The sequence below is a fragment of the Bradyrhizobium sp. AUGA SZCCT0169 genome (assembly GCF_018130085.1).
Taxonomy (GTDB): Bacteria; Pseudomonadota; Alphaproteobacteria; order Rhizobiales; family Xanthobacteraceae; genus Bradyrhizobium.
Genome location: NZ_JAFCMC010000004.1, coordinates 85,102 through 101,752, shown reverse-complemented (window position 1 = coordinate 101,752; position 16,651 = coordinate 85,102). Strand labels below are relative to the sequence as shown.

General features: G+C 63.0%; 13 protein-coding genes. 7 read left to right on the top strand and 6 right to left on the bottom strand.

All coding sequences use genetic code 11. The features are described from left to right. The first annotated feature begins 218 nt into the window (after positions 1 to 218). Positions 219 to 1,172, top strand: a complete 954-nt coding sequence (locus JQ609_RS06080) for an autotransporter outer membrane beta-barrel domain-containing protein (RefSeq protein ID WP_312014807.1) — start codon at positions 219 to 221, stop codon at positions 1,170 to 1,172. 192 nt (positions 1,173 to 1,364) lie between these two features. Here the strand turns inward: JQ609_RS06080 and rnd are convergent, their stop codons facing one another. The 3 genes from rnd to JQ609_RS06070 all read right to left on the bottom strand — a co-directional run bounded on the left by rnd (position 1,365) and on the right by JQ609_RS06070 (position 5,372). After that, complete coding sequence (gene rnd / locus JQ609_RS06075; RefSeq protein ID WP_212272428.1) at positions 1,365 to 2,522, bottom strand: ribonuclease D; 1,158 nt, start codon at positions 2,520 to 2,522, stop codon at positions 1,365 to 1,367. A gap of 210 nt (positions 2,523 to 2,732) precedes the next feature. Next, positions 2,733 to 2,858, bottom strand: coding sequence for a hypothetical protein (locus JQ609_RS35480; RefSeq protein ID WP_283813833.1), 126 nt, complete (start codon positions 2,856 to 2,858; stop codon positions 2,733 to 2,735). A 318-nt stretch (positions 2,859 to 3,176) separates the two neighbouring features. Continuing rightward, on the bottom strand, positions 3,177 to 5,372 hold the full coding sequence (locus JQ609_RS06070; protein WP_212272426.1) for a PAS domain S-box protein: 2,196 nt from the start codon (positions 5,370 to 5,372) through the stop codon (positions 3,177 to 3,179). A gap of 208 nt (positions 5,373 to 5,580) precedes the next feature. Here JQ609_RS06070 and JQ609_RS06065 point away from each other — a divergent pair, with 208 nt between their 5' ends. Together JQ609_RS06065 and JQ609_RS06060 are read left to right on the top strand one after the other, a co-directional pair. After that, positions 5,581 to 6,972, top strand: coding sequence for an ABC transporter substrate-binding protein (locus JQ609_RS06065; protein ID WP_249127700.1), 1,392 nt, complete (start codon positions 5,581 to 5,583; stop codon positions 6,970 to 6,972). A gap of 441 nt (positions 6,973 to 7,413) precedes the next feature. Beyond that, positions 7,414 to 7,572 carry a hypothetical protein gene (locus JQ609_RS06060; RefSeq protein ID WP_212272423.1) on the top strand — a complete coding sequence of 53 codons (159 nt, stop codon included), beginning with the start codon at positions 7,414 to 7,416 and terminating at the stop codon, positions 7,570 to 7,572. A gap of 74 nt (positions 7,573 to 7,646) precedes the next feature. Here the strand turns inward: JQ609_RS06060 and JQ609_RS06055 are convergent, their stop codons facing one another. Further along, positions 7,647 to 10,589 (bottom strand): VCBS domain-containing protein, encoded by a 2,943-nt coding sequence (locus JQ609_RS06055; protein WP_212272421.1) that lies wholly within the window; start codon positions 10,587 to 10,589, stop codon positions 7,647 to 7,649. Here JQ609_RS06055 and JQ609_RS06050 point away from each other — a divergent pair. The 4 genes from JQ609_RS06050 to JQ609_RS06035 all read left to right on the top strand — a co-directional run bounded on the left by JQ609_RS06050 (position 10,588) and on the right by JQ609_RS06035 (position 15,424). Beyond that, entirely contained in the window at positions 10,588 to 11,535 is a 948-nt protein-coding gene (locus JQ609_RS06050; protein ID WP_249127698.1) for a FecR domain-containing protein, read from the top strand. The two genes, JQ609_RS06055 and JQ609_RS06050, sit on opposite strands and share 2 nt — an antisense overlap. Before the next feature lie 99 nt (positions 11,536 to 11,634). Continuing rightward, positions 11,635 to 12,441, top strand: a complete 807-nt coding sequence (locus tag JQ609_RS06045) for a tetratricopeptide repeat protein (protein WP_249127696.1) — start codon at positions 11,635 to 11,637, stop codon at positions 12,439 to 12,441. 141 nt (positions 12,442 to 12,582) lie between these two features. After that, a complete protein-coding gene (locus tag JQ609_RS06040; RefSeq protein WP_212208023.1) occupies positions 12,583 to 13,554 on the top strand; it encodes an ABC transporter substrate-binding protein in 972 nt (323 codons plus the stop codon). A gap of 52 nt (positions 13,555 to 13,606) precedes the next feature. Then, positions 13,607 to 15,424, top strand: coding sequence for an adenylate/guanylate cyclase domain-containing protein (locus JQ609_RS06035; protein WP_212272416.1), 1,818 nt, complete (start codon positions 13,607 to 13,609; stop codon positions 15,422 to 15,424). A gap of 243 nt (positions 15,425 to 15,667) precedes the next feature. On the opposite strand, the gene JQ609_RS06030 is transcribed toward JQ609_RS06035, so the two are convergent. Both JQ609_RS06030 and JQ609_RS06025 read right to left on the bottom strand, forming a co-directional pair. After that, on the bottom strand, positions 15,668 to 16,006 hold the full coding sequence (locus JQ609_RS06030; protein WP_212272413.1) for a hypothetical protein: 339 nt from the start codon (positions 16,004 to 16,006) through the stop codon (positions 15,668 to 15,670). 81 nt (positions 16,007 to 16,087) lie between these two features. Then, entirely contained in the window at positions 16,088 to 16,585 is a 498-nt protein-coding gene (locus JQ609_RS06025) for an Hsp20/alpha crystallin family protein (protein WP_212215248.1), read from the bottom strand. Between the last annotated feature and the right edge of the window lie 66 nt (positions 16,586 to 16,651).

The window sequence follows — 16,651 nt, the reverse complement described above, 5'->3', positions numbered from 1 at the left end:
GGGCGCTTTTTTCGGGAATGGAATAGATGCGCTGCGCATCGCGAGCGGTGAGGATCGGGGGCGGTCGCGCTTTGGCGCGACTGGCGGCGATCGCGTTCGTGCTCGCGCTCAGTGTGTCTTCCGCGCAGGCACAGCTGAGGCCGACACCGACCCCCACGCCAACACCGACGGCCTCGCCGACGCCAACGCCCACACCATCGCCGTCCCCGACGCCGCAGATGATCAACTCAGCGGTGTCGTCGACATCAACCATCACCAATCTCGGCAGCAATTTCCTGGAACGGTTCGGCACCACTAGCGGCTTCAGCCGCATGATGCGGACCAATCCCGGCGGCGGCGGCGCCTCCGAGGCTGCGGAAACACCGCGCTACCGGACCTGGTTCGAGGGCTATGGCATTTCGGCCAACAACGGTCCGCTCGGGTTTTTCGTCGGCGACACCCGCAAGACCTGGGGCGGCGTAGCCGGCATCGGCGCGCGCATCGCAACCGGCGTCAATGTGGGCTTCTCCGTCGACCAGAGCCGCACCGACATCGACGTGCCGCTGGCGTTGCAGTCGGCCAGGATCGACCTGACCCAGTTCGGCTTCAACGCCTCCGTCGATGCCGGGCCGTGGACCTGGGCCAGCGTGATCGTGCACGGTTTTGGCAACATCAATTCGCGCCGCGATACCGGTTTGGGTTTCGCGACCGCCGGCTACAACGCCAGGCTCGACGGCGTGCTGAGCGAAATCAGCTATTACTGGTCCAAGGACCAGTACCGCATCGTGCCCAAGGGCGCGGTCGAATATGTCCGCGCGCAGACCGGAGCGTTCCAGGAGTTCGGTGGCCTCGATCCGGTGACGGCAACGGGCGCGAGCGTGCAGCGCTTCCGCGTGCTTGTTGGTGCCGAGGTCGGGCATTACTGGATCTTCGACCAGAAGATTTTGGACCTGTCGGCCTACGGCAAGTTCGTCAACAACGTCGTGCAGAATTTCTCCGACACGACGGTCAGCCTCGGCGCCCAGAGCGTGACCTTCCAGGGCATCGGCGAAAGCCAGTACGGCGCGGATGCCGGCGCCTCGGCCTCGCTCAGCCTGACCAACGCCGCGCGCCTCTACATCAACTACGACGCCAAATTCCGCGCCGCGATGCAGTCGCACCAGGGCACGTTCGGCGTCGAGTTCAAGTGGTAGTTTCGTAGACGCGCTCTATCCGTCATGCCCGGCCTTGTGCCGGGCATCCACGTCTTTTCTTCGGCTGGATTGGAAAGGAAAGACGTGGATGGCCGGGACAAGCCCGGCCATGACGGGGCTGGATTATCCCTCAGCCCCTCATGGTGAGGAGCGCGAAGCGCGTCTCGGACCATAAGGCCCCGCTGCCGCGTCTCAAACCGCCTTATCCCGATCGACCCTGACCACGCGGCCTTTTTCGATCGCGAGCGCCAGCCTGCCGTGCTTCAGCGACAGCGCCGCCTCGCCGAATAATTCGCGGCGCCAGCCATGCAACGCGGCGACGTCGGCCTGGTCGTCGGCCGCGATCTGCTCGAGGTCGTCGACGGTTGCGATCACCTTGCTGGCCACGGCATGACGCTCCGAGGTCATTCGCAGCAGCACCTTCAGGAGCTCGACGATCGCAGCGCCATTCGAATTGCCGCGCGGCTTTTCGAGCTTCGGCAAGGTCGCAGGATCGCGCGCGATGCCGCGCTGTACGGCGGCGACGATGTCGCTGCCCCATTTGGAGCGGTCGAAACCCTTCGGCAGCGAGCGCAAATTGGCGAGACGCTCCAGCGAGGTCGGCGCATGGGTGGCGATGTCGCCGACCGCATCATCCTTCATCACGCGGCTGCGTGGCACGTCGCGGCTTTGCGCTTCCTGTTCGCGCCAGGCTGCGACTTCCATCAGCACGGCCAATTCCTTGGGCTTGCGCACCCGCGTCTTCAGCCGCTCCCAGGCGCGCTCGGGATGGAAATCATAGGTCTTCGGCGAGGTGAGGACTTCCATCTCCTCGCTGACCCATTCGCTGCGGCCGCGCTTCTTCAAATCGGCATCGAGTGCAGCGAACACGTCGCGCAGATGGGTGACGTCGGAGACCGCGTAGTGCATCTGGTCTGTGGTCAGGGGCCGGCGCGACCAGTCAGTGAAGCGATGCGTCTTGTCCGGCCGGTGGCCGGTGATGCGCTCGACCAGCGCGTCATAGGCGATGCTGTCGCCATAGCCGAGCACCATCGCTGCGACCTGGGTGTCGAAGATCGGGTGCGGAATGGTGCCGGACTGGTGCCAGACGATCTCGATATCCTGGCGCGCGGCGTGGAACACCTTTAGCACCGCCTCATTGCCCATCAGTTCGAAGAACGGCTTGAGGTCGATGCCCTCCGCCAGCGTGTCGATCACGACGGCTTCGTCCGCGCTCGCCATTTGCACGACGCAGAGCAGGGGATAGTAGGTCGTCTCCCGGAGGAACTCCGTGTCGACGGTGATGACCGGGTGCTTGGAGAGGCGATCGCAGGCAGCCGCAAGGTCGGAAGTGGTGGTAATCAGATCCATGAACAGTCCATGACGCTTTCGACAGGCGTTCCGCCGAAAGCGCTGGTATGTCAAGGGTCTTTGGGCAAAATTTGGCCCTGGAGTGGAGGCAAAGCACCGCTTTCTGCGTGCGCTTTGCGGCAGGACGCGCTTGGGGCGAGCCCTGCAAACGGTGGTTCCGGCCAAGGAGGCCTAGGCGCAACAGGGCGAAGCCCGGCCGGCCGGAAAGAATTACTCGTATCGGGCGTGCTTCGACGGCCGGCGCCCCGAGGGCAGCGCAAGCACGACGAGGCAGAGCGCTACCATCATCAGCCCGATGAACTCGATGGCAAAGATATTCAACGAAAAGCCGTCCACGACAATCTCTCCCCGCTACGATCGCTAGAATTGTCGGGAGTGGATTGAGGGGATGTTAATCGGAATGGTTAAGCGCCGGGTCCATCCGGCAATGGTGGACGGGCGCTTAAGAAGTGGGGTTAACGGGGTGGAGGCGAATGCAACTTTGGGGCGAAGCGATTTGTCAATGAAGCTGCGTCATGTGTGAGCAGCGAGTAGCCCACATGAGCGCAGCGACATGCGGGAGATCGGTGAGCGGACGCTATTAGACGATAAGCAGCGAGAAAGCCGGCGCGAGCATGCGGGTTCGCAAAACACGTTGCTCCCCCGACCAGCATTTCATACCGCCTGCATTGGGCCGGCGTGCTCGGCAGCAGCGGTCTCTTCGCGCTCCAAGGGCAGGGTGAAATGGAAGGCGGCGCCGCAAGGTTTATTGGCGTCGGCCCAAATCCGTCCCCCTTGCGCTTCGATGATCGAACGGCAGATGCTTAGTCCCATGCCGAGGCCGCTGGACTTGGTGGTGTAGAATGCGTCGAAGAGGTGATCGAGGCTCGCCGGATCCAGTCCCGGACCGGTATCCCGCAAGCTGACGAGCACGCCGTTCGGGGCATCTGCGGCAGTAGAGATCAGCAACTCCCGCGTCCGCTCGCTGGCGCCGTGCATCGCTTCGATGGCGTTGATGATCAAGTTGAGGATCACCTGCTGCAGCTGGACCCGATCCGCTTGAATGAGCGGCAGGCCCTCCGCGAGTTGCGTCCGCACCCAGACGCCGTTCTGCACCGCTTCGCCACGGGTCAGGGCTATGACCTCATGGATCGCCTGGTTGATCTCCAGGCGCTCTTTCCGCGGGGGAGCTTTCTTGATGAGGGCCCGGATCCAGCCGATGACCTCGCCGGCACGCTTGCCGTCATCCGTGATCTGGCCGAGGATCTGCCGAACCTCGCCGAGGTTCGGTGGCTGAGTGGCTAGCCAGCGCAAGGCGGCCTGGGAGTTGAGCACGGTCGCGGCGATCGGTTGGCTGACTTCATGGGCGACCGAGGCCGTCAGCTGCCCCATCGTGGCGACGCGATTGGCGTGGGTGAGTTCTGCCTGCGCGGAGCGCAAGGCTTCTTCGGCCCGCTTGCGTTCGGTGATGTGCCGCCCGACGCCGCGGTAGCCGACGAAGCGCCCAGACTCGTCAAACATCGGCAGCCCCGAAACGGACACGTAACGCTTGCTGCCGTCGGGGGCAGGGCGCGCGAGCTCAAAATCACGGAATGGCAGGTGGGCATCGAGCGTCTGCCGGTGCTTGCGCCAGGCCTCTGCGTCGGGCTCCAGGTAGGGCACTTCCCAGCGCGTCTTTCCGATCTCGGCGCCCCACGCCGGCGCGTCGGCAAGGTTCTCGGCGAACTCCTGGTGAACAAAGCGATGCTGCGCGTCGGTCTCCCAGTACACGTCGAAGGAGAATTGCACGAGGGTGCGAAAGCGCTCCTCGCTTTGCCGCAGCGCCTCTTCCGCCCGCTTGCGCTCGGTCAGATCGAGGACAAAGCCAACACCTTGATTTGTACCTTCTTCGAACATCGCCCCGCCGATCAGCACGGGGACGCGGCTACCGTCTTTCCGCAAATACTCTTTCTCGAACGGTTGGGCCGTCCCGATCCGCTTCAGCTCTGCCACGGTACGCGCGTCGCGCTCGCGCCAGCCCGGCGGCGTCAGCTGTGTCCGGTGCAGGCGACCCGCGGTGAGATCCTCCCGGTCGTATCCCACCATGCGGAGAAACTCGTCATTGGCCTCAAGAATGCGCCCATCGACCTCCCAGATGATGATCCCGATGATGTTGGCGTCGACCAGGCGCCGGATCTTCCTGTCACGCGCTTCGATATCGCTCTGGAGCTGGACGTTCTCCTCGGTCGCTTTTCGCCGGCGCCTCGCTTCGAACCGTGCGAGCGCCAGTGCTGCCCCTGCCAGGACCGCGACAACGACGACAGCCGTAGCGATCAGCCAGGCTTTGCGGCGTTCGAGTGCCTCGGCGCGCCTCTCCTGATCCACGCGCAGGAAGCGCTCGTGGTCCACCATCTGGTCGATTTGCGACCGGATCTCGTCCAGGCTGCGGATCATCGCCAGCGCTGCCGGCCCGGAGCTGGTTCGGGCAGTATTGACGATGTCGTCGATCTCGCGCAGCTTTGCTGCAACGGTCAGCGCCAGATGTCCGGCACGATGGTTCTGCAATGGATCGCTCGCTACCAGAGCCTGGAGCGCCTGGGCGTCTCGGCGCACGCTTTCGTCGGAGACGCCATAGGCCTTGAGATATGAGGGGTCCAGAGTCAGCAGATACCCGCGCCTTTGGGCCTCCACGTCGGCGATGACCGTCCGCAGCCGATCAAGCGTCTCGAGCACCTGGCGACCACGCTCGAACAAGAGATCTGCCGCTTGTCGCTCCTGCCAATATCTGAAGCCGAGAAACCCGGTCGCGACAACCACAGTTAGAAGAACCGCGACCACCAGCGCGAGTGGACGAGCAAACCACCGAGAGGACTGGCTCAGAGTGACTGACATTGGCCTGGTCTTCGATGCTCGCGTGAGCGATTATTTTCTGATGCCGACGCAGAACATTGCTATTATAATGAAAATATAGCCGCGGTCCGCGGGATGCGACGGGAACCGGCAAGCTCCACCGTGCAGATTACACGCAAGGGGCCAGAACGTCACGGGTAAGGCCCCGCCCGCTTGTTGTGAAGGCCGATCCCCCGGCAGGAGCAACCACATGGCTCCAAACCACATGGGTCCAGGCGAAAAGTTTCCGAGCAGTCCAGGCTCGGCCAGCCGGCGGAGCTTCGTCAAGGGATTGGGCACGGCGGGCGTCACCTTGCCGGCGCTCGCCATGCTGCCGCGGTGGGGTTTTGCAGAGGATGCCGCCGCGAGCTACGCCAAGGCCGCGATAGACTGGAAGCAATTTGCGGGGCAGACGATTTCGCTCGCGGGCGCAATCCATCCCTGGTCGAACGCGATCACTCCGTTGTTGTGGGACTTCACCAAGCTTACCGGTATCATCGTCACTACCGACTTCCGGTTGGAGACCGCCTATCTGGGCGCGCTGCCGATACAGCTCAACCGTGGCAGCAACACCCCCGATGTCTTCATGTGGACGACCTATGGCCAGGGCATCTCGGCAGGATGGCTCGAGCCGCTGAACGCCTATTATTCCGACAAGTCGCTGACCGATCTTGGATGGTACGACGAGAACGACCTTCTCAAGACGGCCCGCGCCTTTCCACTGTGGTCGGACCGCGAGCGCTACGCCATCCCGATCACCTCCGAGGCGGTGACCTTGTTTGTCAACAGCGATGCGCGAACGGCCAGGAACCTGCCGATTCCCCAGACTTTCGAAGCGCTGCTTGCCACCGCCAAGGCGGTCAAGACCAGCGCGATGTCCGGGATTGCCATGCGCGCGCAGGCCGGCGGCAATTCGTCCGTGCCGGCCATGAGCTTCGTGTTCTCGTATGGAGGACACATGGTCAAGGACAACAAGGCTGCTTTCGCGAGCCCCGAGGCCATCGCGGCCGTCGAGATGTTCGGACAGCTGCTCAGCCAGGCCGGGCCGGTCGGCGTGGGCAGCTATGAATGGTACCACGTGCTGGACGACTTCCTTCAGGGAAGGACGGCCATGGCCATCGACAGCAGCAACTTCGCGACCGACATCTCCAATCCCGCCAAGAGCCGCGTGACGAAGCAGGCCGAATTTGCGGCCTTTCCGCATGCCCCCGGGCAGGCATCCGTCCCCTTCATGTCGCACTGGCAGGCGTGCATTAATTCCAAATCGCGAAACAAGCGGGCCGCTTTCCTTTTTCTGCTGTGGGCGACAAGCAGGGCGACCTCGCTGCAGACCGCCGCGGCGGGGCTTGCGACGACACGCCTGTCGGCCTGGTCGAGCGAGGAATTCAAGAAGGCGTTCGGCCCGCAGGCCGCCGCAGCGGCACTGACCAACTTGCAAAATGCCGACGTCGACCGCGCGAAGGCGATCCTTTTCCATCCGCAATCCCGGCCCATCATGGACGCCTTCATGATCGGCGTGAATGAAGTGGTCTCGGGCGCGAAATCGGCGAAGACTGCCATGACCGCCGCCGCCGAGAAGGCCAATGCGGTGATGCGCGGATAGTTGTGCCGCTCGGCGTCAATCCGTTCCGCCGTGAAAGCTGTCCATCCAATACCGCGTCTGTGCGTCGGTCCAACCGGGAACGGCATAGCCCCTGGTGGCAGCAACAGGTTGGGCCGGGCGTGACTGGCCCGCATGCGGTTTGGAGTGCTGCACCTTTGCGGCGTTGGCAGAAGCACAGAGGGCGATCAAAAGGCCCAAGGCCAGAACAGCGCGCATTATATTCGCTCCCGGCAAAACCGTATTGCGCGAGGTAATGCCCAGGCCGCACCGCCGCAATCCGCAGCGGCTTCACGATTCTTTGGCGTTTGCGCCGCGCGCTACACCCGTTCCACGCACCGGGTTGAGTGTGACGTCCGACACAGCGGCCTTGGTGCGCTGCGGATTGTCAATCTCTTACGAGTGGTGGGGACAGTCCTTCCACCGATAACGGGAGAGACTGATATGACCAAGCTGAACACCGACGCGCGCGAACTGAATGCTGTCGAACTGGACTCCGTCTCGGGCGGATTCATCTGGATCCCGGTCGTCGTGGTTGCCTTTGCCACCGGCACCGCGATCCGCATGGGCATCGATGCGGTGGTCGACAAGGTCACCGCGTAAGAGTCCTGCTGCGCCTTTCGAGAAGCTTGGTTTCTTCAAAAGGCGCGCGCAGCAAGCAGCCTGCATCAGCGCCGTCACACCATGAGGTCGTGCGGCGCATGAAAAGCGGCAGCGCTCGCCAACGGTTCCAGAACAAAGCTAAAATTGTCATCAGCGGGATTTCCTGACAATGGCGCAAGCGTTTGTGCTCCCGCTGACGTCGCCAGTTGTCCTTCGCTTGGGCTGATTGCCGCTTGGGAGAAATCCACATCAAGGGGATCGATGGCGTTTGAAGCGTCAAAGCCCATCATCTCGTCGTTGAACTGGAATGACTCGCCGGCAGCCGACGCCTTGAAATCGAATCCGTCGCTGGTGCCGTAGATCGTGATCTTCACTTCCTGGGCGGTGCCGTCGATGGTTGTGACCGTGAAGCTGTCGCAAAGAGTGTCGCAGTCATTGAGCGCCTGCACGGTGCAGTTGGCGTTGTCGAGCGTGTAGGTCCACACGCCGGCCGCCGTCATGGTGAAGGTGCCGTAGCCGCCCGCGCTCGCCTCCGGCCAGCAGACCGGGGTGAAGGTATTGGGCGTGTTGTCGACGTCGGTGCTGGTGAGCGTACCGCACGCGACCGGGTTACCTTGATCATCGCAACCAGCCTCCACCACACATCCGGCTGTGGTGCCGGAGATGACGGCCGGGTCGTTGGCGCCCTGGATGGTGACTTTCACCACCTGGGCGGTGCCGTCGATGGTGGTGACCGTGAAGCTGTCGCAAAGGGTGTCGCAGCTATTGAGCGCCTGCACGGTGCAGTTGTTGTTGTCGAGCGTGTAGGTCCACACCCCCGCCGCCGTCATGGTGAAGGTGCCGTAGCCGCCCGCGCTCGCCTCCGGCCAGCACACCGGTGTGAAGGTATCGGGCGCATTGTCGACGTCGGTGTTGGTGAGCGTGCCGCACGCAATCGGCTGGCCGTATTCATGGCAAGCAGCCTCGATCACGCTTCCGGTTGTGGCGCCGGAAATGACGGCCGGGTCGTTGGCGCCCTGGATGGTGACCTTCACCACCTGGGCGGTGCCGTCGATGGTTGTGACCGTGAAGCTGTCGCAAAGGGTGTCGCAGCTATTGAGCGCCTGCACCGCGCCGTTGTTGTCGTCGACCGTGTAGGTCCACTTGCCATCCGCCGTCATGGTGAAGGTGCCGTAGCCGCCCGCGCTCACCGTCGGCGTGCTGACGGCCGTAAAGGTATTGGGCGTATTGTCGATGTCGGTGTTGGTGAGTGTGCCGCACGCGGTCGGCTTGCCGGGTTCATGGTGCCCAGCCTCGGTCACCGACCCGGTGGTGGTGCCGTGGATGATGGCCGCGTCGTTCGTTCCCTGGATCGTGACCGTCACCACCTGCGGTGTGCCGTCGATGGTGGTCACGGTGAAGGTGTCGATCAGCGTGTCCCCGATGTTGAGCGCCTGCACCGCGTGGTCGCAATCGTCGAGTGCGTAGGTCCACAGGCCGTCCGCGGTCAACGTGTAGGTGCCATGGCCGCCCGCGCTCGCGGTCGGCGCGTCAACCGGCGTGAAGCTGTTCGGCGTGTTGTCGACATCGGTGTCCGTCAGCGTGCCGGTCGCGCTCGGCGTGCCGTACTCGGCGCTGCCTGCCTCGATCACCGCGCCGGCCGTGGCGCCGGAAATGACGGCCGCGTCGTTGGCGCCCTGGATGGTGACCGTGACCAATTTGGCGGTGCCGTCGACGGTGGTCACGGTGAAGGTGTCGGTCAGCGTGCCGCCGACATTGAGCGCCTGCACCGCGGCGTTGGTCTCGTCGAGCGTGTAGGTCCACACGCCATTCGCCGTTATGGCGAAGCTGCCGTAGCCGCCCGCGCTCGCAGTGGGCGTCTCGATCGCCGTGAAGGTATCGTGTGGATTGTCGACGTCGGTGTTGGTGAGCGTGCCGGTCACGGTCGGCGCGCCCAGCGCGCGGTTGGCGACGCCACTGGCCTCGACCGTTGAACCGGTCGCGGCACCGGAAATGACAGCCGCGTCGTTGGTGCCGTTGATGGCGATCGTGAAGGTCTGGCTGGCTTCGAGCGCGCCGTCAGACACCGTGACGGTGAAGCTCGTGGTCGTGGGCTCGGTCAGCGCATTGATCGCGTGACTGTCCGGAACGAAAGTGTAATCGCCGGTCGTGCTGTCGAGGTAAAGCGTGCCGTAGGGGCCCGTCTGCGAGACATCGAATGTCTCCCCATCCAGTACCGTGCTGCCGGCGGTCCCGCCGCTGATGCCGTAAGTCAGTGTGGTGCTGTTGGTGCTGCTGGCAACAAAAGTTCCGCTCGTCGCGGTGAAGGTGTCAAACGCCGAGGTGTCGATTTCGGTCGGCCCTGTCACGGCATTCAGCGTCGGCGGGACAGGCGGCAGTGCGATAATAACTTGGGTGGAAGGGAAGTTGGGCACCGGCAGCGGCAGGAGCGAACCCCCCGTTGGGGTGGGGACGTCAGTCTCGATAAAATTGATCGGTTGCACCGGCAGCCGATCGACCAAAGGAGGTGTGCTCGATCCGGATGATTCCATGCCTTTCGCAAGGGTGGCGAGCGCTTCCTGCTGGGCTGCCTGCAACTCCGCCATTCGCGAGGAGGAATTTGTGACCCGGCTGATATTGATCGAGGATCCTTCGACGCGCAGGACGATCGTTTCGCCGGGATCCTCAACGACGAAGTGCCGCGGGATAGGCTCCTTGGTCACAAGCTCGAAGCTTCCGTGCTCCAGATCCTTGTAGGTTATGCTGCCATCATCAAGGAAAACGACATTCGGGTCCGCAGCTCCGGCTTCCTTCATCGTGGAGAAGGTCAGCGCTGTAAGCCACAGCAGGCCGAACCGGGCGTGCGTGCGGCCCGAAATGCCGGGAAATGGCCTGTCGGCGTGCGGGCAATCGCTCTTCGCCCCCTGGCCGAGGGGGCGGCTACCGGCTTCCGTCTGAACATTGCCGATGACGCGGGGAAGCCGCTCCGCTGCCGCGTTACGATCGTCCCCGGTTTCGGCGTGGGACCCTGTGAACATGAGTTCCGTCCCGGCCTGCCGCTACTTGTTGCGCATTCAGGTCAAAACATTTGGCGCGGTCAGCCAACGACTGACCGTGGAAATCGTCTGTGCCAAAATAGCGCAATCCGGTGGACGGGATGAGGAAAGTCTGCACGAGGCCCGCGGCGCAAAAGGGGTACTCCTTTTGGGGGAGGTGGCGCGGAGCAGCCGGTCCGGCATAATATCCAATCGCATCCATTATTGCCCTGGCCAGCGGTTCAAGGAACCGGTGTGGCCGCACGAACGAGATTTGCTCGGGAAGGGGCCGTTCATGTGCAACCATAAGATTGCCGTTTTGCTGACAGGCTTCGCTCTGGCGATCGCCGGATTCTTCTCCGGCCCGGCTCAGGCGCAACGCGGTTCTGCGGTGCCCGCGGTTCAGGATGTCGCATCCAAGCCGATTGGAAAAGTCGTTGTCGCGACAGGTTCGGTCACCATCGAACGCGCCGGTGCAAGCGTCATTCAGGTTCGCGCCGACGCTCAAGCCGGTCAGGCGAAGGTTGGTGATGTCGTCTATGAGGGCGACGTGGTCGCGACCGGCGCAGATGGCCGGGTCGGCATTAGTTTTACGGATGGCACCGCGTTCAATCTGTCGAGCAACGCGCGCATGGCCTTGAGCGAGTTCGTGTACGACCCAAACGGAAAGTCCAACAAGACCTTGCTCAGCCTGACCAAAGGAACTTTCACGTTTGTTGCCGGCCACGTCGCGAAGACCGGCGACATGAAGGTCGATACCCCCGTCGCGACAATGGGGATTCGAGGCACCACGCCGCACGTCGAAATTTCGGACGATGGGACATTCAAGTTTTCCACCCTGATTGAAGAAGGCAAGAGCAAGGTCATGCGAAAGCCCGGGAGACCGGCGGCGGCGCCATCCGAACCAACGCCTCCCGGGTCAAATCTGAAAATCTGTCGGGGGTGCTAGGCGGTCGACCGCACATCCCCTTATTCCAGGACCCGGAAGCCTGACATGGAATCCAACATAAGCGGGCGCATTGTCCTCGGCCTGGCGCCGATCCTCGCCTTGCTGCTGTTCGGATCACCGGCGGCGGCACAGAACCCGAAGAGCAGCACCTATCTCGGGAATCTCGAGCTGTGCAACGGTTCGCATCGCGCGTCGCTCGAGCGCCGGATCAATGCTTGCACGGCGCTTATCGGGTCGGGTCAACTCACGACGGCCTCCCTGGCTGTCGCCCACAACAATCGTGGCAATGCCTATGCCTCAAGGGGCGACTACGACCGCGCCATCCCTAATTTCGATCAAGCGATCAAGCTCAATCCAGGCGATGCCCGGCCGTTCAACAACAGGGGTGTAATTCACCTGAAAAAGGGCGAATACGACCTCGCCATCCAGTCTCTCGATCAGGCGATCAAGCTCAACCCCAACTACGGCCGAGCCTTCGCCAACCGTGCGGGAATCTACCTGAAGAAGCACGAGTACGATCGCGCGGCGCGGGACTATGACGAGGCGGTTCGCGTCCAGCCCGATCTGGCCGCCGGATGGAGCGGGCGGTGCTGGACACGTGCGGTCCTCGGGCCGTTGGACACCGCGCTGGTGGACTGCAACAGGGCGCTTCAGTCGGGACCCAACAATGCCGAAACGTACGACTCGCGTGGGCTGGTTCATCTGAAGATGGGCCAGCTCGACGCGGCGATCGATGACTATGATTCTGCGTTGCGAACCGAGCCGAAGCTGGCGAGCTCGCTCTATGGGCGCGGGCTTGCCAAGCTCAGGAAGGGCGACAAGGCCGGCAGCGATAGCGACATCTCGGCGGCCAGGACAATCCAGGCCGGCATCGGCGATCACTTCACGCGCTATGGGGTGGAGTAGGGACGCCGCGGCTTGGAAGATCGCCGCGGACGCGTCCCGGTACCCCGATCCGCCCAAAAAAGGGAAAAATCAAGATTATCTGCAGCTCATCTGAATGCCGGCTCGAAGCTTGGAAAGCCGGTCTGGGCCATGGTGGCCAGCATGAAACGAAGAGATTTCATAACGCTTGTCGGTGCTGCGATGGCTTGGCCGGTCGCCGCACTGGCTCATGATCCGACAAGGGTCTATCGCATTTTCTGGGTTTCCACCGGGTCCCAGCCCGACCCGTTCCTCGACGGGTTCCGCGAAGGATTGCGCGCGCGGGGCTATGTCGAGGGCAAGAACGTTGCCCTGGAATTGCACTATGCGCCCGGCAATCCGCAGGCGCTGCGCGAGGTGGTATCGAACGTCCGGCGCGGCAACGTCGACCTTGCCGTGTCGAGCGGCCCTGCGACCCGCGCGCTGACGGAGGTAACGGATGTTCCGGTCCTGTTTGCGTTGAGCGGCGATCCGGTGGAGCTCGGCCTCGTCAAGAGTCTCGGGGAACCGGGCGGCAATTTCACCGGCTCGACCTTCCTGTCGCTCGATGTGGCGGGGAAACGGGTTGAACTGCTCAAGGAAATCTTTCCGAGCCTGCGCACCCTGGCGGTCCTCTCGAACAGTCTTCATCCGGGAGAACAATCGGAGTGGCGCGCGACGCAGGACGCCGCCCGGCAGCTCGGCATCGCGCTGCGCTATGTTCCCTTTGCAGGGGCAAGCGAGCTGGACCACGCGCTTGGAGCGGTGGGCGACGCGCATCCGGATGGGTTGCTCGTCTTTCCGGATGTTCTCACGCTGGTGCATTGCGAAAAAATCGCCCAGCTCGCCATCAAGCATCGGCTGCCTTCGATGTTCGGATGGAGCGAGTATTGCGACGCAGGCGGGCTGATCAGCTATGGCGCCAACCAGCGCGCGACTTATTTCGCGCTGGCGACCTACGCCGACCGGATCCTGCGCGGCGAAAACCCCGCCACGCTTCCTGTTGTGCAACCCACCAAATTCGAGCTGGTCGTCAATCTCCGGACGGCTGAACTGCTCGGCATCGACCTGGACAAATCCTCCATCCTGTTTCGCGCCAACAAGGTGATCGAATGAGGCCGGCACATCTCATCGTGACGTGCAGCTCCAGTTGCCGGGCGCCGCCAGCATGACCCGGCCGCGGCGCTCCCTGTTCGTCAAGTACTTCGTCACACTGTTTGTCGCAGTGGTGGTGCCGCTCACACTTGGCTCCGTGATCGAGGCCTGGTTCTCCTTTCGCGACCATCGCCTTCATCTCAATGAAGTGCTCCAGATCGAGGCCCGCGCTGCGGCCGACCGGATCCAGACCTTTACCGATGGCATACGCGATCAGCTCGGCTGGCTCGTGCAGTTTCCCTGGACCCAGGGCGAGGACGACCGGCGCAGGGTCGACGGGCTGCGGCTGCTGCAGCAGGTGCCGGCGATCGTTTCGGTGTCGCTGGTTGACCCGACCGGCACCGAACGCGTGTTCGTATCCAGGATGAGTCTGAACCGGACCAATCGAGGTACGGACATGTCGGATGATCCCGCGGTGGTGGGGGCGCGTGCGAACCGGGTCTGGTACGGTCCGGTGCGATATCAGCGCGATTCAGAGCCCTACATGCGGATCGCCGTCGCGGGAAACCGCGCGGCCGCTGGAATCGTCGTTGCCGACATCAATTTGAAACTGATCTGGGATGTCATCGCGGCGATCAAGATCGGCAACACCGGCCACGCCCTTGTCGTCGATGACGGAGGACGCCTGATTGCTCACCCGGACATCAGCTTGGTGCTGCGCAGTGGCGCCGGGTCAGGCGAGTTCAGCCGGCTCAAATCGGTTGTGTCAGCTGCGAATGGATCGGCGGTCGTCACCACAGGCGATGACGGGAGAGATTTCGTCGCGCTGTCGGTACAGGCCGCGAATGTGGGTTGGACCGTGATTGCCCAGCAGCCGATCGTCGAGGCGTTTGAATCCATGCGCGCGACGGTGTGGCGTTGCCTGATGTTCATCGCCATCGGAACCGTTTTTGCGCTGGTGCTCGCCTATTGGCGCGCATCCCGCATGTGGGTGCCGATCCGCAAGCTCGAGGAGGGCGCGGAGCGGATCGGGATGGGACAGCTCGATCATCGCATCGCGATCGAAAGCCGCGACGAGCTGGAGCAATTGGCAGTCCGGTTCAACCAGATGGCGGAGGAACTCGGGGCATCGCAGCAGAAATCCGAGCGCATCAATCGCCTGAAGCAATTCCTGGCCCCGCAGGTCGCCGAACTGGTGGAACACTCCGATCCGCGGCTGCTGGATGGACAGCGGCGTGACGTGGTTGCGATTTTCGGCGATCTGCGCGGCTTCACCGCGTTTTCCGCCCGCGCCGAGCCCGAGGCCATTCTGGCCGTGCTGAGAGAATATTACGAAGCCATCGGCGCGGTCACGGCACGCCATGCCGCCACCCTGATCCGCTTCGCCGGTGACGGCGTGATGGTTCTCGTCAACGCGCCGGTCAGGTGCGAGGACCCGGCGCATTGCGGCATCAGGCTTGCGATCGACATGCAGGCCGCCGTGCAATCCCTGGCCAACAACTGGTCCGCCGGCGGCTGCACCGTGGGCTTCGGCGTGGGCATCGCGATGGGCCCCGCGACCGTCGGCACCCTCGGCTATCAAGGGCGCCTCGACTACACGGCGATCGGAAACGTCATCAATCTGGCATCACGGCTTTGCAGTCTGGCCGACGACGCCGAGATACTGGTCGACCCTGTCGTCACCGAACAGGTCAGGGATCGCATCCCGCTGGCCTCGATCGGAAGGCAGCCCATCAAGGGTTACGACCATGCGGTCGAGGTGTTTGCCGTCGTTCGCAGCGATCCATCCGTCCGGCGTCTTGACTGTCAACGCGAGCCTGCTTGCGTTCCATCCGTCGCGGCGGGATTTGGCAGAACCGTACCGGAGTTTTCTTCGGCGGATGGGAGATGAATTCGATATTGTGCCTGCGTCAGCGATATGCGGGAACGGCGCGCGGGTTTTGCGGATTCGTTGATCAGCTGGCGTTGCGCCCAGCCGTTGGTTCATCCGGGTAAGCTTGCTAACATCTCGCCACCATGTCTTCGAATCCCACCCAACTCAGCAAATTCCTGAGCTTCGTTCTCCGGCCCAAGCGAGTAGTCCGTTAGCCGCGAGAATCACGGCTGGCCAGCACAGGCGCGAGGATCGTCGGCGTCAGCATGGCTGCGATCTCCGGGAGAGCGCGGCGGTCCAACTGGGCCGCCGCAACCGGATCGCCGCTCCACCGCGCGGCGGGGGATCGTCGTCCTGGCCGTCAAGGCGGCGCAAGGCGGCGAGAATGTCGGCAAGCCGGATGGTGTGGCCGATTCCTGGGATGTCCCGCAGCGCCGGGCAGGATTCCACCGCGTAGATGTCGGAAGCCCAGGAAGAAAGCACGACGCGCTTCTCGGGGTCGGAGAGGCGCCGATCGTTCAAAACATCATCCGGTGAATCGTAGTGGGCGGCGGGATGGAACAGAACATGTTCAGTCGGGGTCGAACGGGTCTTGGTCATCGAACTGTCTCCTTAACGCTCCTTTCTAAGAGACGGGGGAAGGTGGATGGAGGCGCGCCTTTGCAACGCCTCCAGCCGGTGTCATTGCTTGTTGATCGCAATGCGCTTGACGTCGGAACGAGCCTCTTCGGATTTCGGCAACGTGATCGTTAACACGCCGTCCCGGAACGACGCTTCGGCCTTCTCTTCGACAACGCCATCGAGCGGGATTTGCCGCTCGAACGAACCGTAGAAACGTTCGGAAAAGTACTTTCCGTTGTCCGAGCGCTCGGCCCTTTTCTCGCCCCGCAGCCTCAAGACGCCGTGGGCGATTTCGACCTGAACATCCTTTTCGGTCAGGCCAGGCAACTCGGCCGAAACGGTAAGCGCCTTGTCGGTCTCGCTCAGTTCGATTTTCGGCCAGCCGAAGCGGCCTTCCATCAGCGGGCTGCCGCTGCGTCCCAGCGTTCCGAACCCGCTGAATACGTCATCAAACAGCCGGTTCATCTCCCGGTGAAAGGTGATGAACGGATCATAGTTCTCGCGCGTTGGCGCGAGTTCCTGATTTCTCGACCACGGAATAAGATCACGAAAACCCATGTTGTCCTCCTTTTCTTGCGCAGAAGCTCCGCGCGGATCTCTGGTGCGCGCGTACGTCATCGAACG